The organism is Exiguobacterium sp. s193 (assembly GCF_018618755.1).
GTDB lineage: Bacteria > Bacillota > Bacilli > Exiguobacteriales > Exiguobacteriaceae > Exiguobacterium_A.
Map to the genome: position 1 here is coordinate 55,952 of NZ_JACSMR010000003.1, position 26,326 is coordinate 82,277.

Consider the following 26,326-nt stretch of genomic DNA (forward strand, 5'->3'; position numbering starts at 1 on the left):
ACCATTCCCTGATTCGCTGGCTGACAAAATAAAATCGCTACTTTCTTCGTCATTGACTGTTTGTTATCTTTCACATTATACGCAATCCACTCCATTCTCTCAACCTTATTTTTTTGTAAATGACATATCATAATTCCCACAAATCGGGTATAGAAAAGGAAGGGTTACTAGCGAGGAGGGGCATACGATGATTCATTATAAAATTGTAGCACGGCGTAGTTGGATCGTTTTAGGTGTTGTAGTCATCATGCTTTCCATCGCCTCATTTATGTACCCGATTCATTTAAATCCGGCGATTTCGTTTGGAAATGCTAGTTATCTACTCGCATTAGTCATTCTTTTTCAATTCGATAACGTCCGCCGCGGCGGGATTTATTATACATTTCAAGAAGGGATCATCCTGTTCATCTTTCTCAATTACGGACTATTGATTGCCCTGATTTTAAGTCAGCTCGGTGTCTTCATCTTCCAACTTTTTTCGCATAAAAAATCAATTCGTTATAAACGTTTCCTCTATTTGTATCCAATCAATGCCTTATTCGATATCGTCTACATTTCCATCCCTGCCTCTCTCTACTTGTTACTTGGAGGACCGACCGGTTCTGGGTTCAATTATGTAGAAGCACTTCTGCCTTTTGCCGGTTATTTAGCAGGTGTCTTCATCGTTTCCTATCTCCAGTGCCGTTTCGTCAATCGTTTCTTATATCTGAAATATGACTGGGCACGTCTCATCCAGCTGCAAACACTCGTCTATGGCATCAGTATTTTGAGTGCGATGCTCGGTATTTGGTTCTATGATGAAAATCCTTTAATCGCCGCCACTGTCTCGACCTTGATTTTATTTTTATTTAAGCGTTTGTTGCAACAGCGTGGTTTATCGCTTCAGGCCATCGAACATGCCAAACGGTTTGACGATGCGAAGGAGCGTCTGCTCATCTCCCGTTTCGAACATGAAGCCATCGAATCCTTATTAATTGATTTGCCCCATTTGATTGATTTTACGGAAGGCTGGATTTCGATTCAACAACAACGAAAACAAATCATTTATGACATCCGGACGAAAACGACGGTCGACGTCTTGCCACTGTTCCACTCCCTATCGGCGGATGATCTCCGTGCACCTATTCTTTATGGGTTACGTTTTGATTGGGGAAATGACGTGCAACTGACACTTCCCGTCGATCGTCATTCGATGCTTGCAATCCCCTCGATTACGAGCGGCGAAGTGGACGTCTCGATTGTCTTATTCCATCAGGTCGCAGATGCTTATGACGAGTTACAGGCTGATGAGATTTCACGACTCCTGCGGACATTTTGTCGTGTGCTCGAACGTTCCCAAGAAACGTTCCAGCTGTATGCCGAAAGTCGGACGGATGCCTTGACCGAACTCCCGAACAGCCGGGCCTTTTATGAAGAAGGCGCACGACAGTTTTCGTCAGACCAATTTCCGCTATCGATCATCTTATTTGATATTGACCATTTCAAGTACGTCAATGACACTTATGGGCATAAGGTGGGCGATCTCGTCTTACGCGAACTGGGCCGACGCATTAAATATGTGATCCGTCGGCACGATGCTGTGTTCGCAGCACGGTATGGTGGGGAAGAGTTTGTTGTTTTGATGACGGAGTGTCTGCAAGATCAAGCCATATCCCTTGCAGAAGAGATTCGGCATGCCGTCATGAACCGACCATTTCTAGTCGATGGACAGCGCTTGTCGATTACCGTCAGCCTAGGGGTCGATACTGTCGAACACCGTTACCAACGCACGTTCGAAGAATCATTACGCCAAGCGGATCATGCACTTTATGTCGGAGGGAAACATAACGGTCGAAACTGTACAGCTCATTACGCTAATCTTTGAAAGGTTGTGTTTTACATGTCTATTACTGAAATCGAGTTATCGCTTCCGATGAATCAACAACGGCGGACATTACGGATTTATCGTCCACCCGAGGTCGCGCTTGATGTCGCCCTACCTGTCATCTATATGCATGACGGACAAAATGTCTTCAGTGGCGAGACAGCCTCCTTTGGAAAAGGGTGGGATGTCCACCTTGCTTTACACGAAGTTGGTCTTCAGGCATTAGTCGTCGCCATTGATAGTCCGGATGACCCGATGGATCGGTACGATGACTATGCACCGTGGACGGATGAAGCGTTATTGATGCGAACCGCATACCCGTCACACCGGACGACGATTGGTGGAAACGGCAAAGCATATATGGAATGGATCATCCACGACTTGAAACCGTATATCGATTCGCACTATGCGACGATCCCGACTGACACGACGATGATTGGAAGTTCGATGGGTGGAGTGATTTCACTGTATGGTTTATTCGCTTATCCGGAAGTCATCACGCGTGTCGCTGCCTTGTCGACAGCAGGATGGGCGAACTTCTCGTCTTTACTTGAATTCATCGAACGAAGCCTTCCCCTGTCTGACATGCACCGTTGCTACATGGATGTCGGAACGAAAGAAGTAAGCGGCCCGATGACGGAAGACGATTACCTACACACGAACGATGTTCTATCAGCTGCCGTCCAACAAAAAGTGAATCAGATGCGCTATGCTGTCGTCGAAGATGGCATTCACCACGAGACGGCGTGGGCGAAGCGTATGCCTGACGTGCTCCGATTCCTCTTCTCGTAACAAGCAGGTTTGAATCATCTGCATGATTTTAGCGAGACCACCTAAAAAAGGATGATGGATGCTCTCACGAGCACACATCATCCTTTTTCATCTTATTTCACGAGTTCTTCAGTCAATTCTTTTTCGTACCGATTCCGTGGGTGTTCCCGGCACTCATCTGAACAAGAACGCATCACTTTCGGTTCACATTCTTCACAGCAGAAGTGCTGGCGATTACATTCCGGGTTTGCACAATTAACGTAACGTGTTTCTGCCTTACCACAGTAGTAACACTCGGATACGACCGTCGGGTTGACTTCATTGACAGGGACTTGAACGCGTTCATCGAACACATACAACTCACCTTCCCAGTCTTCCCCACGCGTGACTTCATCTTTCCCATACATGACGACGCCACCTTTAAGATGGAAGATGTCATCACTGTTTTGACGTTTACGGAAGTAGGCTGTGAACTTCTCACAACGCACGCCACCCGTACAGTACGTCAAAACTTTTTTCCCTTCGAACAAATGCTCATTTTCATCGAGCCATTCTGGGAACTCACGTGACGCCGCAACATCGACCTTGACGGCATTTTTAAAATGGCCGAGGTCGTACTCGTAATTGTTTCGGACGTCGAGGATGACGACATCTTCATTTTGCATCATGTTTTTCCACTCAGCAGGCTCAAGATAGGCAGCATTTTCTTCCGGAACATTAAACTCGTCTTCAAAACGCCATGTGACGAGTTCTTTTTTGTAACGGACGAAGATTTTTTTGAAAGTATGCTCTTCGACTTCATCGATCTTAAATTCGATGTCGCTGAAACGCGGATCTGCCGTTAAGTCTTTCATATACTGTTCCGTCTGTTCGACCGTTCCAGAAAGTGTACCGTTAATCCCTTCTGGTGCAATCAAGATTCTTCCTTTGATTCCGAGTTCCTTACAGTAGGCAAGGTGCTCTTTTGTTACTTGTTCCGCATTCTCAATCGGAACATACTTATAAAATAATAGTACGCGATAAGGTTTCATAATCCTCATTGGCCCCCATGTCAGTTTTTTGCAGTAAAACGAACGTTGGCGAACGAAGCGTCATAGCTAATAGCTAGCTGGGAACGCCTGCAAAACGCACCCATTTAAGTATAATACCAACTCCGATTCAATTGCACAATCGACAAATCCATGACACTTACATCGTAATTCAATTCCCTTTCTGGCAAGTAAAGAGGTAAAATAGAAATTAGCAGTTTATTTTGTAAGGAGGATTCCGAATGCTCCAAACTATCCGTCAATGGATTGAACACATGATTGTATTTCTACAAGATCTTCCGGGTGGAGCTTCGACCGGATTGATTGCCCCCTTCTTAGAATCCCTTTTCCCCTTCCTCCCACTCGTCCTGATCATCTCCGCGAACGCGGCGACTTATGGTTTTTGGATGGGAGTGTTAGTATCCTGGGTCGGCAGCATGTTAGGGTCACTCGTCGTGTTCGCTTGTATCCGCTATCTATTTCGTCGCCCAGTCACTCGGTGGCTTGAAAATCATAAGGCAGCACAACATTGGATTGAACGCGTCCGTCATATGAGTCCGATTTCACTCGGTTTCTTCTTTTCGCTCCCGTTCATGCCAGCTTTCATCATCACGTCCATCTCGGCAATGATTCAGTTATCGATTCGAACTTACTTAATCGCAGCTGGTGCCGGTCGCTTGATTGTCGTCATCCTGTTCTCCTTAATCGGTAAGGAGTGGTCAAGCTTTTTAGAAAAGCCCGTCCGTCTACTGTTTCTTTTCCTTATTCTCCTCGCCATTTGGGGTGTCAGCCGTGGCATGGAGGAATGGATTAAACGCCGGGCACTCGCACGTCGTACGAAAAACTTACGTGAATTAGAAAATGTAATTGAAGGTAAACAAAAATAAGTAATCAATCAGACGTTCTGTCCACTTTTCGGACAGAACGTCTTGTTTGTGTCGTGTCAGAAAGAGGCATGATGCCTTTTTTTCATCAGTAGGTCTTTTGAATCATTTTCATTTGAATTAATTATTTAAATATACCGTTCACACTTTAGTCAATATTGATAACGCTTACATTAAATTGGTAAGACCAATATTAGTATAATATTCGATTTAGACACGAATAAAATAGGATGGATTTTCCATATGCTTGCTCCCTATAATGAATCTATATTCAGAAGCGAAGGAGGTCACGCCATGCATTCCGTAACGAAAAGCATCACGACTGAGACTGGACGTTCAGCCATCGAAATCGTCGCCAGCCCCTCATTCAAACAATTGATGCACCGAAAAAAATCCTTTATTCTTCCTGCCATCATGTTTTGTCTGATTTTTTATTTTACTCTTCCCATCCTGACAAGTTATTTTACATTTTTGAATGAACCCGTCATTGGTGCCATCACAGGTGCTTGGATTTTTGCATTCGCGCAGTTCGTCATGACCTGGACATTTTGCACACTCTACAGTAGAAAAGCTCAATCTTTCGATCGACTCGTTGAACAAATCAAGGAGGAGTCGCGATGAATTATACTGCGGTTGCTTTATTTTCACTGATCGTCGGATTGACACTCGTCATTACATACTTTGCAGCACGTAAGACAAAAACCGCAAACGACTTTTATACGGCGGACGGTGGCTTGACCGGTGCCCAAAACGGAATTGCGATTGCCGGTGACTATATGTCCGCTGCCTCGTTCCTCGGAATTGCCGGCATGATTGCCTTGGCCGGCTTCGACGGTTTCTTTTATTCGATCGGTTTTCTCGTCGCTTATCTTGTCGTCTTGTATCTTGTAGCAGAACCGCTCCGAAATCTCGGCAAGTATACGATGGCTGATATGATTGCGGCCCGTTTCCATGCCTCGAAAGTACGCGGTGTCGCCGCGATGAACTCGATCGTCATCTCAATTTTCTATATGATTGCCCAACTCGTTGGTGCAGGAGCATTGATTGAACTGCTGCTCGGTATCCCTTATACGACCAGCGTCATCATCGTCGGAATTTTGATGACCGTCTACGTCGTGTTCGGTGGAATGACGGCGACGTCCTGGGTCCAAATCATCAAAGCGATTCTTTTGATGGCAGGTACGGCCGTCATTTCCTTTATGGTATTTGCTAAATTTGATTTCTCAATCATGAAGATGTTCGCCGAAGTCAAACAAGCGACACCGCTCGGCGATTCCTTTTTGAACCCCGGGAACAAGTTTAAACTGCCGCTTGATACGATTTCTTTGAACTTAGCACTCGTTCTCGGTACGGCCGGTCTTCCGCATATCCTGATTCGCTTCTTTACGGTCAAGGATGCTCCGACAGCACGGCAGTCCGTCGTCTATGCGACGTGGATCATCGGTGCTTTTTATATCTTAACGATTTTCTTAGGTTTCGGTGCTGCCGCTTTTGTTGGTTCAAATGATATCATCGCAGCGAATGCCGCAGGTAATATGGCGGCCCCACTGCTCGCACAAGCACTCGGGGGCGACTTGTTATTCGCTTTCGTCGCAGCCGTTGCTTTCGCAACGATTCTCGCCGTCGTCGCAGGACTCGTTTTATCCGCCGCTTCCGCCTTCGCCCATGACTTCTATAGTCATATCCTGCGTAAAGGGAAAGCGACTGAAAAGGAACAGATGACGGCAGCACGACTCGCTTCCATCGCGGTCGCCCTGATTTCGATGGTACTCGCGCTTTTCGCACAGTCGATGAATGTCGCATTTCTCGTCTCACTTGCTTTTGCAGTCGCAGCGAGTGCAAATTTACCCGTCATTCTTTTAACGATTTTTTGGCGCCGATTCAATACAGGCGGTGCCGTCACTGGAATGATCGTTGGTCTCTTCTCTTCACTGATTCTCGTCGCGCTCAGCCCGAACCTTTGGGCCGCCGACGGTTCAGCCCTGTTCTTAGGGGAAGCCCTCTTCCCACTAGCGAACCCGGGTATCGTCTCCATCCCGCTTGGTTTCCTCGGAGCCATCATGGGGACGTATATGTTTAAATCGGACGAAGCAACCGGTAACTTCGAACGAATCTTAGTAAAAGCACATACCGGAATTGATGCAGCAACAGAAGTCGCCGCATCAAAAGAATAATCCCCCTAACGGCTCCTTCAACCCCCTTGAAGGAGCCGTTCCCTTTTACTTTCCGCTCTACGATTGCGATACTAAACGTATGATAGATTGTGAAAGGACGGACGTTTATGGATTTTTATTACTTTTTACCTCTCGGATTTTTTATCGGCATCATTTCTGGTTTCTTCGGAATCGGAGGTGGAATCATTCTGACTCCCCTCTTATTGATTCTTGGCTTTTCTCCCAGTGTCGCCATCGCGACGAGTCTCATGCTGACTCTCGGTTCAACGGTTTCTGGGACCGTATCCCACCTTCGACTGAAAAATGTTGTTTGGCGTGACAGTCTTGTCATCGGCGGAGTCGGCATCATTGGTTCGACGATCGCAACTCCGATTGTCCTTCGACTTGAAGAAGTCAACGGTGCGCATCTAGTCATTTCCATCGTTTATATTGCGTTGTTGCTCTATTTCGCTAATAAATTTCTTCGACCGAAATCAACGAGTGGCCCGCAAGACGGATGGCGTAACCGATACGTCGCCCTCGCCTTTATAGGTCTGTTCGCCGGTTTCGTTTCGTCACTCCTTGGCGTCAGTGGTGGCTTCATCATCACACCGTTACTCGTCGGAATTGCCGGTTATGAACTCAAGCGGGCGGTCGGAACAAGTATCGCGTCTGCTTTACTGATTGTTTTATCAGGGCTCGTCAATTACACGGTCGCGAGTACGGATGTCGATTTGCTCGTCGGTATCATGTTAATCATCGGCGCCCTACTCGGTGCTCCGATTGGTGCAAAACAACTAGGACACTTCGAGAGCCCCTTCGTCAAAAAATATTTAGGCATCTTTTATTTAACGGTCGCGACAAGCGTCTTACTTGAAGTACTAGGCTTTAACACGGCTTCATTAATCGTCCTCGTGACACTGAGTATTGTCTTCCTGGTGACGTTACTCGTTTACAGTCGAAGACGTTCGACACCATCTTAAATCGCTGTCTACAATCTGAGCCGCCTCCCATGAAAAAGGAGGCGGCTCTCAGCGTGTAGACAAACGCTTATGAAGCGTGAACAGCGATAACGAGAGACAATCCGGTTGCGCTTCCCCGTCTCACCTCGTCTTCAAAGCGGCAATCGGTCTCGCCGCTACAGCAAAGCTGCAGGGTCGCGACCGATTACTTTTCGCGGTTCTCAAGCGATTCGAGACGGATTGCACCCTAAACCGTCTGCATGACTGCCTTTCCGTCATAGTGTTACCTAAAAAGCGTCACGTTTCGTTGACTCCTGCCTCTGAAAGTGCGTTTTTAACGCACTTTCAGAGGCAGGCAAGACCCTGCTCGTTGTCCGTTAGGACGAAGGAGCAACGGCTTGCGCCTCGCCCGAGGAAAGCAACGAAAAAAGACGCTTGATCTCCCGATGGCACTTTGTCTACAGCCTGTGAGCCGCCTCCCGTGAAAAAGGAGGCGGCTCTTTTTTTATCTTTACCCTTGGTGAGAATTCTCCCCTTTTAAACGGTAAGAAGCCCTGAAAAAACCATCCGTAACACTTCCACGACACGCTAGATTCTCTGTATTTCTATACTTCAGTTGGATTTGCCGCTCATCTTAATATGAATTTGTTTACATCTACAATACAACATAATTATTTTTATGGTGATGCACAAACAGTTGTATACTTAATTTAAGGAATATCATAGAGAAAGAAGGAACTCCAGTTATGTTAGAAGCCACATATCACTCCCTTGACGACCTGGCGGAAGCCATCGGTCTCGCACTCAATGCTCCGATTACGATAGAAGACAGAAACCACCGCCTTCTTGCATACAGCACGCACACGACGGATACGGATCCGGCCCGTATCGCTACCATCATCGGACGCCGTGTCCCGGAATCTGTCATCGATCAGCTGTGGAAAGATGAGGTCATCCAAAGTTTGGCCGCACAAGACGATCCACTCGTGATCACAGCGCGGACAAGCGTCGGTCTGAATGACCGTGTCGCTATCGCCATCAAACAGGACATGGAGATCCTCGGCTACATCTGGTCGATTGCCCGCAATACCCCGTTCACTTCTGCCGAGTTGGCAGATTTAAAAACAGGTGCGACGCTCGCCCAACGTCAATTACTCGCAATCGACATGCAAAAGAAACGTCAAGAAGAGCAGACCGAACAATTCTTTTTTGAGTTACTTCATGAAGAGATCCCGGAAAGCGAAATTCTGAAAACATTCTCGAAACTCCATCTCGCTCCACCGGGCATCAGTCGTCTGATGGTCATTCGGTTTCCAGAAGCCATCACCCCCCGTCTCGCAGATCGCCTCCGTTATTTGTTGACGATTCAACAGACTGTCCGACCGTTGCTTTATGCATACGATACAACTGATTTTATTTTGTGGATCAGCACAAACGATCGTGATATCCAAAATGAACGGGTCCAGTTCGACTCTTTTATCCAGTCATTCCGTCAACTACTTGCTGAACGGTTCGCCTATACGGATTTCGTCGTATCAAGTAGCGAAGTCTTCACGGGCGTCCAGTCAATTCCGGAACGTTACGAAGAAGCCGGTGTCGTCTTACGGCTGAAAGATGCCTATCCATTCGAACTTCAAAACGTGACACGATATGAGCGCCTTGGCTTATTTCAATTGTTACCCGTCTTTTCAGAACGCTTACGGAGACGAACGGTTCGGCTCGAAGAGATTGAGCGTCTTCGTGCCTACGATTTAAAGCATACCGCTTCATTATGCGAAACACTCGAATGGTTTCTACACTATGACGGAAACGTCAAACAGGTGGCATCCCATCTCCATGTGCACCCGAATACGATCCTCTATCGGATGCGACGCATCGAAGAAGAAGCCGGTATTCGGATGGAATCATTACCTGAACGTTCATTACTTTATTTGTATTTAAAAGCAGACCGTTACCTTTTGTGATTTTTCACAAATAATCTTCTTGTTTTTTGAAAACACCGATAAAGTCGTACGCTTTCATTTCTCGTATACTGAGGGGGAAGTAAGTAGTTATAGGGTTATTGGTTGTCCATTCGCGAAAGGGGATCGCTCTCATGATCATTGGAGTATTAAAAGAAATCAAAAACAACGAAAACCGTGTCGCTCTGACGCCTGCCGGGGTAGCAGCGTTAACGATTCACGGGCATCAAGTCATCATCGAAACAACGGCCGGCATGGGGAGTGGCTTTACAAACGAAGAGTATATCGAAGCTGGCGCACAAATCATCGATACAGCAGCAGAAGTCTGGGCGACTGCTGAGCTCGCTTTAAAAGTCAAAGAACCTGTCGCTTCAGAGTATCAACATTTCCGTCCTGATTTAACGTTGTTCACGTACTTGCACCTGGCAGCTGAACCAGAGCTGACACGTGCACTCGTCGATTCAAAAATTACGGCAATCGCTTATGAAACGGTCGAAAAAAATCGGACCTTGCCACTTTTGACACCAATGAGTGAAGTCGCGGGTCGGATGGCCTCACAAATCGGTGCACAGTTCCTTGAAAAACCGCACGGTGGAATGGGGATTCTACTTGCAGGTGTTCCGGGTGTCCGTCGTGGAAAAGTCACGGTCATCGGTGGTGGTGTCGTTGGGACGAACGCTGCGAAACTCGCAGTCGGTCTTGGTGCAGACGTGACGATCATCGACGTCAGTCCTGAGCGTCTTCGTCAACTTGATGATATCTTCGGTAACTCAATCAACACGTTGATTTCGAACCCGTATACGATTGCAGAAGCTGTCGCTGAAAGTGACCTCGTCATCGGTGCCGTATTGATTCCAGGAGCAAAAGCACCGAAGCTCGTGACTGCGGAAATGGTCGAACGGATGAAACCGGGTGCCGTCATCGTCGACGTCGCCATCGATCAGGGTGGAATTTTTGAAACCGTTGACCGGATTTCGACTCATGATGATCCAACATACGAAAAATTCGGCGTCGTTCATTACGCGGTCGCCAACATGCCGGGTGCTGTTCCCCGCACATCAACACTCGCTTTGACGAATGCGACACTTCCTTATGTCTTGGAACTCGCAAACAAAGGCACACAACGTGCACTCGCTGAAAATGCTGCACTTGAAAAAGGTCTTAACGTCGCGCAAGGATTCGTGACGTACGAAGCCGTCGCACGCGACTTAGGTTACACGTATAAATCAGTGGAAGAGGTATTGCACCTTCACGCTTAATGGAAAATCATCAAAAAAAGCAGCAGTTCCCTTCATTTGAAGAGAATCGCTGCTTTTTTGGTTCTACTTGATTCAGCTGTCTCTTCGTACAGTAGAGGAAATGGCGACATCGCTTAAAGCGCAAACGCGACGAGCGCCCCGATTGAAAGCGGAATAAAAATGTTATCTAAATCCCGATAGGAAACGGCTTCAATTAAAGCTGCGATATTTGCAAGCAAGAACCCATAACTGACTGCAATCCAAGCCGGTAACTCATAGATCAAAAACGTTGAAGTTAAGACGAGGAATGAGAACAAAAACATCGCGATGCTGCCTTCAAACGATCGTTTAATCGCCCCTCGCGTATAAAACGTCTTCCCGTACCGTCTACCTACTAAAGCAGCCATACCGTCCCCCCATGCGAGCACCATGCTGCCGGCGACGAGCGCCATCGGTTCTCGCTCGAAAAACAAAAGGACAAGAATTGCTAAAGAAATTGGATAGTAGACCGTCCCGTACGATGCCCGTTCTACTTGGTTCATTCGACCTGTTCCCCGCCGTAAGGTCAGTAGATTGATGACTGTAAAAAACAGAAGCGGGATGATTGCGACATACCAATGTTCGAGCCAAGCGAGTGCTAAAAAGACCCAATGCCCGACCGCAATATGAATCCATTTCCGAACCGTTTCCGGTTGTGCCCTGATGACGCGCCCAATCCATTCGAGGATGAACAAGACGATGCCGACAATTACAATCGTCCCAACCGCAGCAATCCATTCCATACGAATCCCCCTTTTTGATACTTTCATTGTACTTCTTACGATTGCCGTTTGCTCTTTCGAACCTTCATTTGATAACATAAGGTCAAATGACGTCCTAGAGAGGAAGTATTCTGAATGTATGATGCTCAAGCCGTTCAAACGTTATCCAATTGTCTACTCCATTTAAAAGAAGGAAAAGGAATCGGTCCACTCGTTTCAGAAGATGAGGCGGATCTTCCAAAGGTCATCCAGCGTCTGAAACAATTTGATCCGTCAAAAAATGGCCTATCGATTAATGAAATCGTTCATCTCGCGAATGCTTTAATTGGAGAACATATGTCTGCGACGACGATTCAAAATTGGACGAAACGTGAAGTCCGCGATATCATCGGTGTTCCGCATCGCGGGAAAAAATATTCAATCAACCAAGCAGCGATCATCTATTTACTCGATGACTTAAAACATCTCTTTTCATTAGAAGAAACGCGTGAGTTATTGACGATTGTCTTTAAGAACCCGAACATTGATGAAGATGACTTAATTAGCCCACTCGATTTTTATCTCGTCTATACCCAGCATGCTGAGACGAGCGGTCCGATTGAACTGACGGAGAAACGTCTAAGACGCTCTTTAGAGCGCATCCATGCGTATCGCCCGGAAACTGTCCACGTTCTTCAACTCTGCCTCTATGCTCGCCGTATCTCGCACCTGACGCATGAAGCAAAACAGCGCCTTCATCAAGTATTACAACACTGAAGCAAAAAGATGCCCTCCAGAATAACCTGAAGGACATCTTTTTTTATACAGCTGTAAGTGATTTGTAGTTGACGGAGTTCGTCAAACTTTTTAAGACAGATAACAATTCGTACATCGAGAGTTTATCCGCATCTTTTACGAGACGATATTCATCGCCGTCTTGCAGCAATTCTGCGACGACTTCGCCTGCCGCACTTCGGACTGAGAATTTCCCTTTTGTCAGGTCGAAGGAAATCGTATACGTGCCACGTTCATACACGTTATACTCACATTTCTTCGAGAAGAGCGAAAACTTCTCACGCATTTGACCTACCTCTTGACCATCATGGTTCATCACGACCCATTTCTTACATGTCGGAATGAACTTTCCAAACGCTACCCCTCTACCTTCACCATTCATTACTTGGACACGACCTGTTTCGTCGTGTTGAACCGCACCAATCATTTGGTGTGCTTCATCATAAATCGCGGCATGACCTTGCGAAAAAACGCAACCCTGCACATAGACAACTTTGCGCAACAGAAATTCTCCTCTCACTGCTAAAAAGTGCTGGTATTTCGTCCCCAGTATATTTAGACATCCTGAATAGTTTAACTTTCTTTATCTCTATGATATTTCGTTAACGAAAATGATTATTACACCGTTTGAACAAATTGACAACCCCCTTTTGTCGACAATCATTCGACAACCTTAGCGAAAGCCAATTTCTCGTGCAAACTCGAGCAATTCTTCCCGATCAATCAAACGAACACGATTCGGCTCAGCTAGTCTGTACGCTGCTTCCGTATACGTCGAATTCGTCACGACCCATCCTTCATCCATCTCGTAAAAAGGTACTGCCGCGGCGACCTGTTGAACAGCCTCTAATCCTACTGCCGCACCATAACGTTTTGCTTGAATCGCTATTCTATACCCTTGTGCGTCGATTATCAATAAATCCGCACCAAAATCTCTCGAGGCAGGAGTCAGTTCTACTTGATAGCCGGCCCGTTCAAAAAGTTCGACGAGCCACTCTTCAAATTCTCGTCCTTCCATCCGGTCGATCCGATTCGCAAGCGATGGTGAAAAGAACGATAAGAGTAAAAAAAGGGTACATCCTACTATACTGACTGTCCAGATTAAAAGTTCCCAAGAACTCGAAAAAAAATATGTTCCGGCAACTCCTGATACTGCAAACAGTAGTGCGATTATTCTGCGTTTTGTACGTGTCTGCATGACGGTTTCTCCTTTATTCTGAAATAACTCAGATTCATTCGTTTCATTAAGATTACTATACTAAATTCTCCTCTGACCCGCTTCCCCAGAAAGGAACGGACATAGGGAACGGAGAATAAGTGTTGAGAGCAGATTACGTTTTTTAATAATTAAGAACGAACCGCACGTTATTTTTGGAGAGGAGGTCGCTTATGACTGAACATTCATCGATGTCTGCAGAGGAAACCATCCGCGCTACATTACAGGCGGTCGCAGAACCGCTTCTCTTAATCGATCAGATGGGTCGAATTGACTTTGCGAACCTAACGTTTCAATCTCAGTTCTCTTCCCCTTCTGACCAGGATTCGCTCGCTTCCATCTTTTCAATCGACGCGTCGTCTTTTCCGTTCACCGGGCAGACCCGTCTCAGTGTCGCACCATACGAGTTGATCGTTTCACCTGTCGCCGAAACATCTTTGTTCATCGTCTCCGTTAAGTCACTTGATATCAAGCAACTCCTTGATTCGACACTCGACATCGCCTTACTTGTCACTGATGCCAGCTTTCGGATTACGGATCATAACGAAACAGCAAACCTCTTGTTTGGATACGAGCAGGGTGAATTAGTCGGAATGTGCCCACACGGGTTACACGATCAAGAAGAATTCGATCAACGCAAACAGCATTTAGAACAATTGAACCTTAAAAATTTATCGACAGCCGATATCCTGCTCCTTCACGGTCGGGAGGCCGAAAATGAGTGGACCTATCATCGAAAGGACGGGTCCACCTTTAACGGGCGGCTCTATATGACACGCTTAGACGACGGACGTTTTTTCTTATTCATCGCGGATATCAGTTCCCAAAAACAAATCGAGACACATCTAATTAAAAGTGAGCGCCGCTTCCGCTTGTTTTCCGAATCGATCGTTGAAGCCGTTATTTTCCACGACCATGGAAAAATCATTGATGCGAACCGGGCAGCTGAAGTGATCTTTCGGACAAAACTTGAACAAATCAAAGGACGTGATGCACTTAATTTCATCCACCCTGATTTCCATGATGAGGTCAGCCGGCGTATCGAACTCCATCGTGACGATCCGTATGAAGTCATCGGACGACGTGCCGACGGTTCACCTGTTGCGATTGAAGTCTTTCCGCGCGAAATCGTAACTGAAGAAACACCTATACGTGTCGCTGTCATCCGAGACATCAGCGAACGAAAAAAAATCGAAGTCATGTTGGAGCGTGAAAAAAATGCCATCATGCGTCAACGCGATATTACCCAGTCCATCTTACAAGCGTCCAATGAGGGCTTTTTACTGACCGAAGAAGACGGAAGCTTTATCTTCATGAACGTCAAAGCACGAAAATTACTCGATGTCCCGGGCATCGCGCCGAGTAAAATCCAGGAGCGCATCAGCATGATTCCGAATCTCGATCTTACGACCCGTTATGAGATGTTGCAGCAAGTCGAGGAACTACTTGCCGGCAAACATTCCGAACTGTCCTTCCGCTTTACATTGCAGCGTCCGAATGAATCCAGTCATCTTTATTTTGAGTTTTATGCGACTTCGATCAAAAAAGAACGCAGTCGTATTTCACGTCATGGCTTTTTATTCGTCTTCCGTGACCGAACGGAGGAACAAAAGATGGATCAAGTCAAAGATGAATTGATCAGTACGGTCTCGCATGAACTCCGTACGCCACTTTCGTCAATACTCGGTTACATGGAGTTATTACGGTACCGAAAGCTTCCCGCCGAAAAAGTAGCACGGTACGTCGAAATCATGCACGAAGAAGCCAAACGATTAACGACACTCCTAAATGAATTTTTAGACATCCAGCGCATGGAGGGTGGGAAACAGCCTTACGACTTCAAGCCGTTTTCGCTTCGTCAATTGCTCGTCGATACAGCGGAAGCCTTCGGGGAAACAGCGGAGACCCATCAAATCATCCTTGAGACACCGGATGATCCCGTTACGATTTTTGCCGATGAAAATAAAGTCAAACAAGTCATTTTGAATTTGTTGTCGAATGCCATCAAGTATTCCCCGTCAGCGGACCGGATCAATGCGAGTTTGAAAACACAAGGCGATCAAGCCATCATCACGGTAACTGATTATGGTCTCGGCATTCCGCAAAATGCGTTCGATAAACTCTTCACAAAATTTTACCGCGTCGACAATTCGGCCATCCGTAAAATCGGTGGAACAGGTCTCGGTCTCGCGATTTGTAAAGAAATCATCGAATCACACGGTGGAGCAATCTCCGTCGAATCAGAACTGAACCAAGGATCGACCTTTACCGTTGTACTCGATTTAGATTCAAGAAAGGATTATGCGAAATGACACGGACTTATTTCATGACAGGCTTCCCAGGATTTCTCGCCACTAAATTAATCGAACGCCTCGCCTTAGTTCCGGAGCAAATCGAACACTTTTATTTGCTCCATCTGCCGAGTGAACAAATGGGTGCCATCGTCAAAAAAAACTGGTTACTTGCGCATACGGCACTCGAGGAGCAGCAACTGATTTTGTTAGAAGGTGACATTACACAGGAAGGGCTCGGACTCGGTGCAGACGTAAAAGCAGTTCTTTCCGAGGAAGTCACACATCTCTTTCATCTTGCGGCATTATATGACTTAGCGACGCCGTTTGATGCCGCCTTCCGTATCAATGTCACGGGGACATCACACGTCACCCAGTTCGCAAAGACACTATCTCATCTAGAACGGTATGTCTATTTCAGTACGGCATATGTCTCAGGTTTACGGACTGGGACGGTTCTTGAAGGAGAACTTCGTCATACTGCCGCGTTTAAAAATGCCTATGAAGAGACGAAATATTTAGCCGAAGTTCGCTTCCACGAAGAAATCGGTACGCTTCCCTACACGATCATTCGTCCGGGCATCGTCGTCGGGCATTCCGAGACGGGTGAGACCCCTAAATGGGACGGTGTCTATTTCGTCTTAAACGCGCTGCGTCTGCTAAACAACGTTGCTCCGCTCCCGTATGCCGGCAGAGCCAACGCGCTTGTCAATCTCGTCCCGTATGATTACGTCATCGCTGCGACGACTTATTTAAGTCATGCGCCGAGCGGCATCCGCAAAACATATCACCTGACCGATCCGTTCCCACATGGAGCCCGGACGATTTATGAGATGTTACACAACGCCTACTACGGTTGCGCTCCGCGGGGCATCGTCCCGTTTCGCCTCGTGACGTCCCTCTTGACACCAGGCATCGCTACACGCTTACAGATGCAACGGCAGACGCTCGATTACTTCGTCCACCCCGTTCACTATGATACGACGAACACACTTCGTGATTTAGACGGGACTGGTATCGTTTGTCCGGATCTCGCCGAGTTTCTTCCACTACTTGTCGATTACTATAAAACTCAACATCCCGAAATGGAGAACACACAATGAATGCTCTTGTTACCGGTATGAATGGTACAGTCGCACCTGTACTCGCAGACGTCTTACGCATGCATCAGTATGAAGTTATAGCTTGGGATCGATCAGTCGTCTCGACGACTGATTCCGTAATCATGGAAGCTTTTATTGACCAGGTCCAACCTGATCTACTCTTACACATCGGAATGGGTTCTGCTGAATTTGCAGAATCGTTGGCACGGCTATCTTTTGAGCGTAACATTCCTTTTCTCTTTACGAGTACGGCCTCTGTCTACGCAAATCATCAACAGGGACCGCATGATCCATCTGTACTTCCGGAAGCAGACGATGAATACGGTTTTTATAAGCGAACATGCGAACGACTTATCCAAGCGGTCAATCCTGACGCCTACATCGTCCGAATCGGCTGGCAAATCGGTCAGGTCGCCGGATCGAATAATATGATTGATTATTTAGAACGGCATGCCTCGACCGGCCCCATTCCGGCAAGTAAAAACTGGTATCCCGCTTGTTCTTTTTTGGAAGATACGGCGCAAATGCTCTATACAATCTTGACAGCTCAAACACCTGGTCTTTATCTTGCCGATGGAAATCCGACCCATTCCTTCTTTGAAATCGCTACAGCATTAAATGTATACCACGGTTCGAAATGGCGAATCGAAGAAGATGATACAATCCAGCGTGATGATCGAATGAATGATCATCGGGTGACCATTCAACCCATCTCAGACCGACTATCCTTTATGTAAAAAAGTGCCTCGCCATTCGATGTGTAATCGAACGGCGAGGCACTTTTAGGAGCCATCTACTATTGACAGTCAATCAACCAATCAGCATATTTTCTTTCGGATAACGAATCAACCGATCGTGTTGTGTCGCGAACGTAAACAGAATCGTCAAGGAACCAACGCGTCCGAGTAACATCATGAACATGATTAACCCTTTTCCGAAACCATTCAACTCTGATGTGACATTCAGTGACAGTCCGACGGTCCCGAACGCTGAAACCGTTTCGAAGAACAAACCGGTAAACGAAACATTTGGTTGTGATAAAGCAAGCAATGTCGTAATTAACGCGATGAATAATAAACTGAAAATCGCAATCGCATAGGCCTTCGAGATGGCTTGTGCTTGGACCGTCCGGCGCATCAGGACGGTTTCCCGTTGCCCCCGCAGATACGTCCAGACATTTTTTAAAATGACTGCTGCCGTCGTGACTTTAATTCCCGATCCTGTCGATGCCGACCCTGCCCCGATGTACATCAGCACCATCATCAAACCAATCGAGAGCGGCACCATCGTCGTTAAATCAATCGTCTGGAACCCCGCTGTCCGTGTCGTCACGACCTGGAAGAAAACGATATGGAGCGCTTGAAAGAACGAATAGTCTCGTAGTGAACCGAGATGCGACACCCACTCGTACACCATCATCGCGGCCGTACCTAAACCGTTGATGACGAGTAACGATAAAATCATCAATTTGGAATGCAATGAAATTTTCTTGAAGCTCCGGTTAGCCGAAACATCGGCGATGACCGTAAATCCTAATCCGCCAATCATTAAGAGTGCCGAAATCGTAAAGATGAACGTCGTATCCTGTTGGAAGGAAATTAAGCTGTCCCCCCATAATGCGAATCCGGCGTTATTAAACGCCGAGACGGCATGGAATAAACCGTAGTACAGCGATTTTGAGAGCGTATATTTGTATTGGATGAACAAATCGAGTGCAAGTAACACCATCCCGATCAATTCTAAGATGACGGTCGTCAACAGGATGTTCCGGACGAGACGAATCGTCCCCCCCGGACTGTCTAAGTTAAACATTTCTTGAATGATGATCCGTTGGCGAATCCCGATTTTCCGGCCCGTGACGCTCAAGAGAACGAGCGCAATCGTCATGAACCCGAGCCCGCCAATCTGAATCAAAATCATCAAAATCAATTGACCGCCTAAATTAAACGACTCGCCGATGTTGATTGGCGAAAGGCCGGTCACTGTCGCGGCAGAAGTCGCAACAAATAAACAATCGATCAATGAAAGATGAATCCCGCTTTGTTGAAAGAATGGGATCCATAACAACAGACCCCCTAATAAGATTGTCAACGTGAACCCCGTCGCGATGAAACGGGCCGGCTTATCAAACAATTGATGATAGGCCGCCTCCCCCAAGTGCCCGAATCTCGCTAATCGCGTCCGTCTTTTATGCGAAAACATGTGTCTACTCCTCCTATATGCGAATACTCAATTGCATCTATCATACTCTCTCGAAAACATTAGTTCTATCGAAATTTACAATCCGCTAAACGTTTTCGTTTTTTTTTGGTAAAATAGATAAAAGAAGACGTGTTAACTTTAAAGGAGGTTGAGGGAAACCGTGGACCCTAGGACGGCTGACCATTCGATTGAGGATGTCTCGCGAAGGCTAGAACGCCAATCACAATGGATGCCCGCACAGTTATATTATCAATTCGAGGAATTATTATCATTGCATCTTGAACAACCGATTCTAAATGAATTGTATAATGTATTAAAAAAATACGACATATTAACCGATATAGAGCGTGACGAACGAAACGAAAGCATTCAGTTGCTTATCGACGAAAACGGCGCTTGATTCTCGGTTTTTGGATTTCCGAGCAGAAGATGCGTCTTCTGCTCTTTTTCTTTTTTTCGTTCACGACCATAACAACATGTGGAAAGGTGGCACAATACATAATGGATATCGTGTCGATAATCGGTATTATTCTTGGTATCATCACGCTCGTCGGAGGAATGATTTTAAAAGGTGCTCCTCCCATCGCCCTATTGAACCCAGCAGCACTCGTCATCATCTTTGCGGGTACGGCAGCGGCCATCATGATTTCCTTCCCGAAGGAACGGCTCAAACTCATCCCAGCACTCTTTAAAGTCATCTTTTTTGAGCAAAACTTAATGACAAAACAAAATCTCATGCTCCAATTCGTCACCCTATCGACCCAAGCACGAAAAGAAGGACTCTTGTCGCTCGAGACGGCGATTGAAGAAGTCGATAACGCGTTCATGAAACGTGGTGTCATGATGGTCATCGACGGACAGCCGTCTGAATATGTCGAGGATGTCATGACGCGTGACCTCGAAAATATGACAGAGCGGCACCATGCAAATGCGAATATTTTCACGCAAGCCGGTACGTATGCCCCAACTCTTGGTGTTTTAGGAGCCGTCATCGGACTTGTCGCTGCCTTATCGGATTTGTCGGACATCGAGAAACTTGGTCATGCCATCTCGGGTGCCTTCATCGCGACATTATTCGGGATTTTTACCGGATACGTCCTTTGGTTTCCGTTCGCGACGAAACTCAAACAAAAATCAGCAAATGAAATTCAATTATACGAAATGATGATTGAAGGGATTCTTTCGATTCAAAACGGCGAATCGCCGAAAAACTTGGAGGACAAGTTACTCGTGTACCTGACACCGAAGGAGCGTGCGACCTATGAAGCGGAAAAAGAAGCCGCATGATGAACATATCTCGGAAGGTTGGCTGATTCCATATGCCGATCTCCTGACACTGTTACTGGCGCTTTTCATCGTCCTCTTTGCTTCGAGTAACGTCGATGCCGTCAAACTAAAAGCGATGTCTCAATCGTTCAGCTCCGTCTTTAACGGAGGTTCTGGCATGATTACGAACAGTTCTCTTGCCACTTCTCAAGAAGAGGAAGATTCGAAAAAAACGGACGCCCGGACAAAAGCACAAAGTTACGAAATCGCAGAACTTGAAAAAATCAAAGCGCAAGCGACGGACTACATCAAAAAAGAAAATCTTGAAAAAGACATCAAAGTCGAGATTACAAATGAAGGATTAGTCTTTACGATTCGGGATCGTGCCCTCTTTTCTCCTGCACAAGCAGAAGTCAAAGGAGACGCCATCCAAATCGCTCAGGGAATGAGTAACTTACTCGTCAAATCAGGAAAACGTCAAATCCAGGTTTCGGGTCATACCGACAACATCCCGATTCAAACAGCCAAATATCCGTCTAACTGGGAACTCAGTGCAGAGCGTGCCATCAGTTTCATGCGTGCGTTGCAAAAAAATCCCCAGTTGGAACCAAAACGCTTTACTGTGACGGGATACGGCGAGTACCAGCCGATCGCTTCAAACCAGTCGGAAAGCGGACGCAGTCAAAACCGCCGTGTCGAAGTCCTCGTCCGTCCGCTACTCGATATCAAAGCGGCGAATTTACTGGACGAAACAACAGTCAAACCGTAATCGACTGGACAGAATCAACTAATTTAGAAAATGAAGATACACACGAAGGGATTGCCATCTGACATCGATGCGCAATCCCTTTTAGACTGTAACAACCTTTTTATGTAGCGTGAACATGCGATAACGCCAGACAATCCGTTCGCGCTTCTCCGTCTCGCCTGTCTTCAAAGCGATTAGAGACGGATTGCGCTCTAAACCGTCTGCATGACTGGATTTCCGTCATAGTGTTACCTAAAAAGCGTCACGTTTTGTTGACTCCTAAGGGGAAAAGTGCGTTTTTAACGCACTTTCAGAGGCAGGCAAGACCCTGCTCGTTGTCCGTGAGGATCAAGGAGAAACGGCTTGCGCCTCGCCCGAGGAAAGCAACGAAAAAGACGCTTAATCCCCCTTCAGACTGTAACAACCTTTTTATGTAGCGGTGAACATGCTCTGCCAGTTTGCGCTTCCCTGTCTCGCCTTGTCTTTAAAGAAGCCACTCACATTGCATTAAATGAGGTACAAAAAAATGAGCCCACAAACACAGACAAGCTGCGTGCAGACCCACTTAAACCAAACATTCATTTTTAATAATACGGACGAATCATGATGTAGACGATAACACCAGTCAGACTGACATACAGCCAAAGCGGCATCGTAAAACGTGTCCATTTTTTATGTTTCTCGAAATTTTGATTGAGCGCATGCGCGAGCGACATCAAAACAAGCGGTACGATGACTGCTGCCAAAATGATATGCGAAATCAAAATAAAGAAATAGACTGGGCGAACGAACCCTTCGCCGCCAAACTTCGTCGACTCACTCACGGCATGATACGTCACGTAAGAAATTAAAAAGAGTGTCGTCGTCGTCATGGCACCGCCGATGAAACGGCGGTGATTGATTCGGTTTCCCCGACGAATCGAAATCCAGGCCCCGAGCAGGAGCATGAACGTAAAGCTGTTAAAAATCGCATTGAAGAACGGGAGTAACGTCCAATCAAAGCCGTCACTCACCTGAAGCGGTGGAGCGAAAAAAAGTAAGGCGACAAGTAAGTTGATGACGAGCGTCAACAGAATAACGACCGGGACAAAATTACGCCGTTTAGCAGGTTCTTGCATGAATCATTCTCCTTGTTTCCAATCAAAGTATCGTTTCAACCATTTTGGCAATGGACCGTCGAAAAGACGTTCACGCCAGTAAAGATCAGCCGCACGTTGCACCGCCGCACCACGAATCGGATACGGATGGACGACCCGTGACAATTGACCGACTTTGTCTTTGCGTGCCATCGCATAGACGACTTCCTGCATCCATTCTCCCGCCTGTTCGCCAATCGCGTGGGCACCAATCAGTTTACCACGTTTGTTTGCAATCAGTTTGACGCGTCCTTCTGTTCGACCATTAATAACGAAACGATCGACTTCATCGAGTCCTGTCTGATAGACTTTGATGTCATCATATTTTTCTCGTGCTTCTTCTTCTGTCAATCCAAGGTGGAACAGCTCAGGTGTCGTGAACGTGACCCAAGGAACAGCACGGTAATCCGGCTTCGTCCGCAGACCGAATAATGCATTCGTAACGACCGTTTTCCCTTCGAGTCCCGCGACGTGTGTGAACGGTAACGATTGAATCGTGTCCCCAACAGCAAAGATATGGCGTTGGCTCGTGCGAAGTGAGGCATCGACTTGAACGTATCCTTTTTGCACGTCTACGCCCGCTCGGTCGAGGCGTAAGGCTTCGATCCGCGGTTTACGTCCGACGGCGACGAGAACGGCATCTGTCTCGATGACACGGGATTCACCATCCGTTTCGACCGTCACTTCAATCCCGCCTGTCGCTTTTTGGACGTGTGTAACTGTCGTATTCAAGTGCAACACCAACTCTTGCTCAATTTGGCGTTGTAAAACTTCGACCATATTTTTGTCTTCTTTTGGCATCAAGGACTTCGCACCTTCGATGACCGTCACTTCTGTTCCGAGATGGGCATAGGCTTGTGAAAGCTCCATTCCGATCGCACCACCACCGATGACGAGCAAACGTTCCGGACGTTCCGTCTGTTCGAAAATCGTTTCATTCGTCAAATACGGAATCGTATCGAGTCCTTCGATTGGTGGAATGATGGGTTGCGAACCGGTCGAGATGGCAAATTTCTCACCCACAACGAGTTGCCCTGCTACTTCGACTTCGTTTGCACTCAGGAAACTTGCTTCACCGATATAGACATCTACGCCCAAGTCTTCGAACCGTTTTGTTCCGTCGTGCGACTGGATGATGTTTCGTGCCCGGTCGACACTTGCTTTTGTTTTCGAGTAGACGGCGTCACCGTTCAGCGTTACATTGTATTTTTCAGCAGTCTGCTTCATGACATAGACATCATGTGCTGCCTCAATCAAGGCTTTTGACGGAACACAGCCATAATGTAAGCAATCTCCACCGAGATGCGTATGGCGTTCAATTAGAGCGACGTGTGCACCTAGACTTGCAGCGCCTGCTGCAATTGTCATGCCTGCCGCGCCGCCGCCGATAACGACGAGTTGATAACTTTTCATCATGACTCCTCCTTCTGATAGCGCGTTGAAATATCTTCCATCCGTTTCCGGTTAACGCCCCAGTCAGAATAACCAACGCGTGAAGCAGAGCGGAAGTGCACGAGACGTGACGACTGGTCAAAGTAAAACTCGACATCGTCCTTGAAATGAAAAACTTTACTCGAGAAGACAGCATGGATGTAATCTGGTGTTTCTTTTACAACCTTCACTCGATCGAGACTTTGTAAGATGCGCATGACTTGGAACTTCGAATCGGCCAGCGTTTCTTTAAACGGTAAAGGGTCCATCTTTAATGCTTTTTGATCTGTTTGTGTCGATACTGCATTCGGTTTTCCATTCAGCGGACTTAATGTTCCATTCGATACGCCAAGTGCCATGACTGATTCCTCCGTTTCGTTTTTCAAAAAAAATTCCTATTCCCACTTTACTTTACCAGTTCGATTTCGAAAGCGCTTCTCATTCGACTCCCCCGTTATGCTTTCGTCACCGGGAGTAAAATCGTTGCGATGGCGCCCCCTTCCGGTTGATTATCAATGAATAGTTTTCCTTCATGCGCTTCGACCAGTTCGCGGCAAATCGAAAGACCAAGACCGGTCCCGCCTTTTCCTTTTTGAACTTGATAGAATTTTTCTGTGACATGCCGCAAATGCTCTTTCGGAATACCCGGTCCTTCATCACTGAACGATAAGAACAAGACGCGTTCTGAACGCACCAGTCGAATCGTGATTGCACCGCCTACAGGAGAAAAGCGGATCGCATTGTCAAGAAGATTCAAGAACACTTGCTTCAACCGGTTTTCATCGTACAGACCGATGACTTGAGCTGGTAACTTCCGCACGATCGTCACTTGTTTTTCTTCGAATTTTTGGCGTAATTGGGCCGTGACGGCTTCAATGATTTCTGTCAAGTTGACTTCTTGCCGGTACAAGACGAGGCGGCTTGTCTCAAGTTTCGAAAAATCAAGCAGCTGCTCGACGAGTGAAATCAATCGTTCTGTCTCCGAGTGAATGATCCCCATACCGAGTGAAGCCTCTTCCGGGAGTCGTTCTTTCTCTGCGAGTAACGTCTCACTCCAGCCTTTAATCGAGGTCAGTGGTGTCCGCAATTCATGCGAGATCCCGGAAATGAATTCATCCTTAAGAGTTTCCTGCTGTTTGATTTGTTGCCCCATGTAATTGATCGTCCGTGCGAGCTCACCTAGTTCGAATGTATACTCTTCGTTCACCTTGACATCGTAGTGCTGTTTCGCGATTTGATCGGATGCACCGATGACTTCTTGAATCGGTCGGACGATGGACGAGACGAGTCGCGACGAATAAATATATGCCAGCCCCCAAATGACGACACCTAATAACAGGATGGCCAAACAAATCTCCATCACTCGCTGATCAATCCGGTTGAGCGACGTCGTATAACGCAATGCCCCTGTCGTCTGTCCGAACGAGACGACCGGTTCCGTCACTTCGAGCAAGTGCTCCTTCGTCGAAGTGTCATCATAACGTTTTGTTATTGTTTCCCCAGCTTGCAGTTCTGTAACCTCATCTTTTGTTAACTTTCGTTTCGAAATGAATCCCGTCGAGGAGTAGCGGGGTGTCCCTTTCTCGTCCAATACTTCAATTTCAGCATCTTCATACGCATAGGAATCGAGCACCTCATGAATGGTTTCGTCCGAGTCCATATAGTCATAAGCCAAGCCACTGTTTGCGAACAACACGGCACTTGCATTGGCATGACGCTTCAAGACATCCGTCGCCGTCACGTAATAGTAATTGTAGGTCACGAACGAAAGGATCCCGATGACAAGTAACACCGTCACCGTGATGATCGTCATGAACCGCATTAAAATCTGTCGTTTCATTTTTCGTTACGCCATTTATACCCATGTCCCCACAGTGTTTCGATGAACTGTGGTTCCGCCGGGTTCTCTTCGATTTTTTGACGCAGACGACGAATGTTGACGTCGACGGTTTTTCGGTCGCCGAAATAATTTTCCCCCCACACGGCATCGAGTAATTCATCACGTGACATGACTTGATCCTCATTTTTAATGAAGTGACACAGCAAGTCGTATTCAGTCGGCGTCACTTCAACGTCGATGCCCCCTTTTTGGACCCGCTTCGCACCAAGGTCGATTCGGAATGGTCCTGAAATCAACTCACGTGGTTGTTTCCGGCGACGTAACGTCTCAACACGACGTAACAAGGACTGGATGCGCGCTAACAGTTCAGCTGGACTAAACGGCTTCGCGATATAATCGTCCGCTCCGACGCTCAGTCCCATCACTTTATCTTCCTCGCGTGTCCGCGCCGTCAACATGATGATCCCAACGACCTCATCCTGGGCCCGTGCTTGCTCACATACAGCGAATCCATCGACTTCAGGCATCATGATATCAAGTAACATGATGTCGAATGTCTCTTGTTTAAATTGTTCTAATGCTTCTCGTCCATTCTCGGCCTCAATCACTTCATACCCTGCCCGTTTTAAATTAATGACGATGAAACTTCGAATCGCATGTTCATCTTCGGCCACTAAAATTTTTGTCATGTCCTGTT

24 protein-coding genes and 1 other annotated feature (1 of these 25 only partly in view) are annotated in these 26,326 nt (G+C 46.8%); of the genes, 14 read left to right on the plus strand and 10 right to left on the minus strand.

Annotated elements, in window-relative coordinates; all coding sequences use genetic code 11:
- Window positions 1-62 (minus strand) — a binding site (T-box leader) (it extends 159 nt beyond the left edge of the window).
- Window positions 63-187: 125 nt separating this feature from the next.
- Both KNQ04_RS06330 and KNQ04_RS06335 read left to right on the plus strand, forming a co-directional pair.
- On the plus strand, window positions 188-1,864 hold the full coding sequence (locus tag KNQ04_RS06330; protein ID WP_214848200.1) for a GGDEF domain-containing protein: 1,677 nt from the start codon (window positions 188-190) through the stop codon (window positions 1,862-1,864).
- A 15-nt stretch (window positions 1,865-1,879) separates the two neighbouring features.
- Window positions 1,880-2,656 (plus strand): alpha/beta hydrolase, encoded by a 777-nt coding sequence (locus tag KNQ04_RS06335; RefSeq protein ID WP_214848203.1) that lies wholly within the window; start codon window positions 1,880-1,882, stop codon window positions 2,654-2,656.
- A 92-nt stretch (window positions 2,657-2,748) separates the two neighbouring features.
- On the opposite strand, the gene trhO is transcribed toward KNQ04_RS06335, so the two are convergent.
- The gene (trhO, locus tag KNQ04_RS06340) at window positions 2,749-3,666 is read right to left on the minus strand and encodes an oxygen-dependent tRNA uridine(34) hydroxylase TrhO (RefSeq protein ID WP_214848205.1); all 918 of its coding nucleotides are present in this window, start codon (window positions 3,664-3,666) and stop codon (window positions 2,749-2,751) included.
- Between the two features lie 239 nt (window positions 3,667-3,905).
- Here trhO and KNQ04_RS06345 point away from each other — a divergent pair, with 239 nt between their 5' ends.
- The 6 genes from KNQ04_RS06345 (at window position 3,906) to ald (ending at window position 10,882) form a co-directional block, all read left to right on the plus strand.
- A complete protein-coding gene (locus KNQ04_RS06345; RefSeq protein ID WP_214848209.1) occupies window positions 3,906-4,550 on the plus strand; it encodes a TVP38/TMEM64 family protein in 645 nt (214 codons plus the stop codon).
- Between the two features lie 291 nt (window positions 4,551-4,841).
- Window positions 4,842-5,168, plus strand: coding sequence for a DUF485 domain-containing protein (locus KNQ04_RS06350; RefSeq protein ID WP_214848211.1), 327 nt, complete (start codon window positions 4,842-4,844; stop codon window positions 5,166-5,168).
- Complete coding sequence (locus KNQ04_RS06355; RefSeq protein WP_214848214.1) at window positions 5,165-6,721, plus strand: solute symporter family protein; 1,557 nt, start codon at window positions 5,165-5,167, stop codon at window positions 6,719-6,721. The genes KNQ04_RS06350 and KNQ04_RS06355 overlap by 4 nt, the downstream gene beginning before the upstream one ends.
- A gap of 107 nt (window positions 6,722-6,828) precedes the next feature.
- Window positions 6,829-7,683, plus strand: a complete 855-nt coding sequence (locus KNQ04_RS06360; RefSeq protein WP_214848217.1) for a sulfite exporter TauE/SafE family protein — start codon at window positions 6,829-6,831, stop codon at window positions 7,681-7,683.
- Between the two features lie 725 nt (window positions 7,684-8,408).
- On the plus strand, window positions 8,409-9,626 hold the full coding sequence (locus tag KNQ04_RS06365) for a PucR family transcriptional regulator (RefSeq protein ID WP_214848220.1): 1,218 nt from the start codon (window positions 8,409-8,411) through the stop codon (window positions 9,624-9,626).
- Between the two features lie 131 nt (window positions 9,627-9,757).
- A complete protein-coding gene (ald, locus tag KNQ04_RS06370; RefSeq protein ID WP_214848223.1) occupies window positions 9,758-10,882 on the plus strand; it encodes an alanine dehydrogenase in 1,125 nt (374 codons plus the stop codon).
- Window positions 10,883-10,995: 113 nt separating this feature from the next.
- Here ald and KNQ04_RS06375 read toward each other — a convergent pair whose 3' ends face one another.
- Window positions 10,996-11,643, minus strand: coding sequence for a diacylglycerol/polyprenol kinase family protein (locus tag KNQ04_RS06375; protein ID WP_214848226.1), 648 nt, complete (start codon window positions 11,641-11,643; stop codon window positions 10,996-10,998).
- Window positions 11,644-11,757: 114 nt separating this feature from the next.
- Here KNQ04_RS06375 and KNQ04_RS06380 point away from each other — a divergent pair, with 114 nt between their 5' ends.
- Window positions 11,758-12,378: a DUF1836 domain-containing protein gene (locus KNQ04_RS06380; protein WP_214848229.1), complete on the plus strand. Its 621-nt coding sequence runs from the start codon at window positions 11,758-11,760 to the stop codon at window positions 12,376-12,378.
- Between the two features lie 43 nt (window positions 12,379-12,421).
- Here the strand turns inward: KNQ04_RS06380 and KNQ04_RS06385 are convergent, their stop codons facing one another.
- Window positions 12,422-12,898, minus strand: coding sequence for an LURP-one-related family protein (locus KNQ04_RS06385; RefSeq protein WP_214848232.1), 477 nt, complete (start codon window positions 12,896-12,898; stop codon window positions 12,422-12,424).
- A 171-nt stretch (window positions 12,899-13,069) separates the two neighbouring features.
- Window positions 13,070-13,594: a restriction endonuclease gene (locus tag KNQ04_RS06390; RefSeq protein WP_214848235.1), complete on the minus strand. Its 525-nt coding sequence runs from the start codon at window positions 13,592-13,594 to the stop codon at window positions 13,070-13,072.
- A 191-nt stretch (window positions 13,595-13,785) separates the two neighbouring features.
- Here KNQ04_RS06390 and KNQ04_RS06395 point away from each other — a divergent pair, with 191 nt between their 5' ends.
- Genes KNQ04_RS06395 through KNQ04_RS06405 form a run of 3 tightly spaced genes read left to right on the plus strand, consistent with a single transcriptional unit; the run spans window position 13,786 to window position 17,743 of the window.
- Complete coding sequence (locus KNQ04_RS06395) at window positions 13,786-15,924, plus strand: PAS domain-containing sensor histidine kinase (RefSeq protein ID WP_214848237.1); 2,139 nt, start codon at window positions 13,786-13,788, stop codon at window positions 15,922-15,924.
- The gene (locus KNQ04_RS06400) at window positions 15,921-17,006 is read left to right on the plus strand and encodes an SDR family oxidoreductase (RefSeq protein ID WP_214848239.1); all 1,086 of its coding nucleotides are present in this window, start codon (window positions 15,921-15,923) and stop codon (window positions 17,004-17,006) included. Before KNQ04_RS06395 ends, KNQ04_RS06400 begins: the two co-directional genes overlap by 4 nt.
- On the plus strand, window positions 17,003-17,743 hold the full coding sequence (locus KNQ04_RS06405) for a sugar nucleotide-binding protein (protein ID WP_214848241.1): 741 nt from the start codon (window positions 17,003-17,005) through the stop codon (window positions 17,741-17,743). Before KNQ04_RS06400 ends, KNQ04_RS06405 begins: the two co-directional genes overlap by 4 nt.
- A 73-nt stretch (window positions 17,744-17,816) precedes the next feature.
- Here the strand turns inward: KNQ04_RS06405 and KNQ04_RS06410 are convergent, their stop codons facing one another.
- Entirely contained in the window at window positions 17,817-19,208 is a 1,392-nt protein-coding gene (locus tag KNQ04_RS06410) for a TrkH family potassium uptake protein (protein WP_214848243.1), read from the minus strand.
- Window positions 19,209-19,709: 501 nt separating this feature from the next.
- Here KNQ04_RS06410 and motA point away from each other — a divergent pair.
- Both motA and KNQ04_RS06420 read left to right on the plus strand, forming a co-directional pair.
- Window positions 19,710-20,495 carry a flagellar motor stator protein MotA gene (gene motA, locus KNQ04_RS06415; protein ID WP_214848245.1) on the plus strand — a complete coding sequence of 262 codons (786 nt, stop codon included), beginning with the start codon at window positions 19,710-19,712 and terminating at the stop codon, window positions 20,493-20,495.
- A complete protein-coding gene (locus KNQ04_RS06420; protein ID WP_214848247.1) occupies window positions 20,470-21,243 on the plus strand; it encodes a flagellar motor protein MotB in 774 nt (257 codons plus the stop codon). The genes motA and KNQ04_RS06420 overlap by 26 nt, the downstream gene beginning before the upstream one ends.
- A gap of 563 nt (window positions 21,244-21,806) precedes the next feature.
- Here KNQ04_RS06420 and KNQ04_RS06425 read toward each other — a convergent pair.
- From KNQ04_RS06425 to KNQ04_RS06445, 5 genes are all read right to left on the minus strand, one after another.
- Complete coding sequence (locus KNQ04_RS06425) at window positions 21,807-22,340, minus strand: DUF420 domain-containing protein (protein WP_214848248.1); 534 nt, start codon at window positions 22,338-22,340, stop codon at window positions 21,807-21,809.
- 3 nt (window positions 22,341-22,343) lie between these two features.
- Window positions 22,344-23,771, minus strand: coding sequence for a dihydrolipoyl dehydrogenase family protein (locus KNQ04_RS06430; RefSeq protein WP_214848250.1), 1,428 nt, complete (start codon window positions 23,769-23,771; stop codon window positions 22,344-22,346).
- Window positions 23,771-24,148, minus strand: coding sequence for a DUF1499 domain-containing protein (locus KNQ04_RS06435; RefSeq protein ID WP_214848253.1), 378 nt, complete (start codon window positions 24,146-24,148; stop codon window positions 23,771-23,773). The genes KNQ04_RS06430 and KNQ04_RS06435 overlap by 1 nt, the downstream gene beginning before the upstream one ends.
- A gap of 95 nt (window positions 24,149-24,243) precedes the next feature.
- Complete coding sequence (locus KNQ04_RS06440; RefSeq protein ID WP_214848254.1) at window positions 24,244-25,629, minus strand: sensor histidine kinase; 1,386 nt, start codon at window positions 25,627-25,629, stop codon at window positions 24,244-24,246.
- A complete protein-coding gene (locus tag KNQ04_RS06445; RefSeq protein ID WP_029332007.1) occupies window positions 25,626-26,318 on the minus strand; it encodes a response regulator transcription factor in 693 nt (230 codons plus the stop codon). The genes KNQ04_RS06440 and KNQ04_RS06445 overlap by 4 nt, the downstream gene beginning before the upstream one ends.
- Between the last annotated feature and the right edge of the window lie 8 nt (window positions 26,319-26,326).

Coding starts and splice junctions, on each gene's coding strand:
- KNQ04_RS06330 (WP_214848200.1), top strand. CDS start 188: ATGATTCATTATAAAATTGTAGCACGGCGTAGTTGGATCGTTTTAGGT.
- KNQ04_RS06335 (WP_214848203.1), top strand. CDS start 1,880: ATGTCTATTACTGAAATCGAGTTATCGCTTCCGATGAATCAACAACGG.
- trhO (WP_214848205.1), bottom strand. CDS start 3,666: ATGAAACCTTATCGCGTACTATTATTTTATAAGTATGTTCCGATTGAG.
- KNQ04_RS06345 (WP_214848209.1), top strand. CDS start 3,906: ATGCTCCAAACTATCCGTCAATGGATTGAACACATGATTGTATTTCTA.
- KNQ04_RS06350 (WP_214848211.1), top strand. CDS start 4,842: ATGCATTCCGTAACGAAAAGCATCACGACTGAGACTGGACGTTCAGCC.
- KNQ04_RS06355 (WP_214848214.1), top strand. CDS start 5,165: ATGAATTATACTGCGGTTGCTTTATTTTCACTGATCGTCGGATTGACA.
- KNQ04_RS06360 (WP_214848217.1), top strand. CDS start 6,829: ATGGATTTTTATTACTTTTTACCTCTCGGATTTTTTATCGGCATCATT.
- KNQ04_RS06365 (WP_214848220.1), top strand. CDS start 8,409: ATGTTAGAAGCCACATATCACTCCCTTGACGACCTGGCGGAAGCCATC.
- ald (WP_214848223.1), top strand. CDS start 9,758: ATGATCATTGGAGTATTAAAAGAAATCAAAAACAACGAAAACCGTGTC.
- KNQ04_RS06375 (WP_214848226.1), bottom strand. CDS start 11,643: ATGGAATGGATTGCTGCGGTTGGGACGATTGTAATTGTCGGCATCGTC.
- KNQ04_RS06380 (WP_214848229.1), top strand. CDS start 11,758: ATGTATGATGCTCAAGCCGTTCAAACGTTATCCAATTGTCTACTCCAT.
- KNQ04_RS06390 (WP_214848235.1), bottom strand. CDS start 13,594: ATGCAGACACGTACAAAACGCAGAATAATCGCACTACTGTTTGCAGTA.
- KNQ04_RS06395 (WP_214848237.1), top strand. CDS start 13,786: ATGACTGAACATTCATCGATGTCTGCAGAGGAAACCATCCGCGCTACA.
- KNQ04_RS06400 (WP_214848239.1), top strand. CDS start 15,921: ATGACACGGACTTATTTCATGACAGGCTTCCCAGGATTTCTCGCCACT.
- KNQ04_RS06405 (WP_214848241.1), top strand. CDS start 17,003: ATGAATGCTCTTGTTACCGGTATGAATGGTACAGTCGCACCTGTACTC.
- KNQ04_RS06410 (WP_214848243.1), bottom strand. CDS start 19,208: ATGTTTTCGCATAAAAGACGGACGCGATTAGCGAGATTCGGGCACTTG.
- motA (WP_214848245.1), top strand. CDS start 19,710: ATGGATATCGTGTCGATAATCGGTATTATTCTTGGTATCATCACGCTC.
- KNQ04_RS06420 (WP_214848247.1), top strand. CDS start 20,470: ATGAAGCGGAAAAAGAAGCCGCATGATGAACATATCTCGGAAGGTTGG.
- KNQ04_RS06425 (WP_214848248.1), bottom strand. CDS start 22,340: ATGCAAGAACCTGCTAAACGGCGTAATTTTGTCCCGGTCGTTATTCTG.
- KNQ04_RS06430 (WP_214848250.1), bottom strand. CDS start 23,771: ATGAAAAGTTATCAACTCGTCGTTATCGGCGGCGGCGCGGCAGGCATG.
- KNQ04_RS06435 (WP_214848253.1), bottom strand. CDS start 24,148: ATGGCACTTGGCGTATCGAATGGAACATTAAGTCCGCTGAATGGAAAA.
- KNQ04_RS06440 (WP_214848254.1), bottom strand. CDS start 25,629: ATGAAACGACAGATTTTAATGCGGTTCATGACGATCATCACGGTGACG.
- KNQ04_RS06445 (WP_029332007.1), bottom strand. CDS start 26,318: ATGACAAAAATTTTAGTGGCCGAAGATGAACATGCGATTCGAAGTTTC.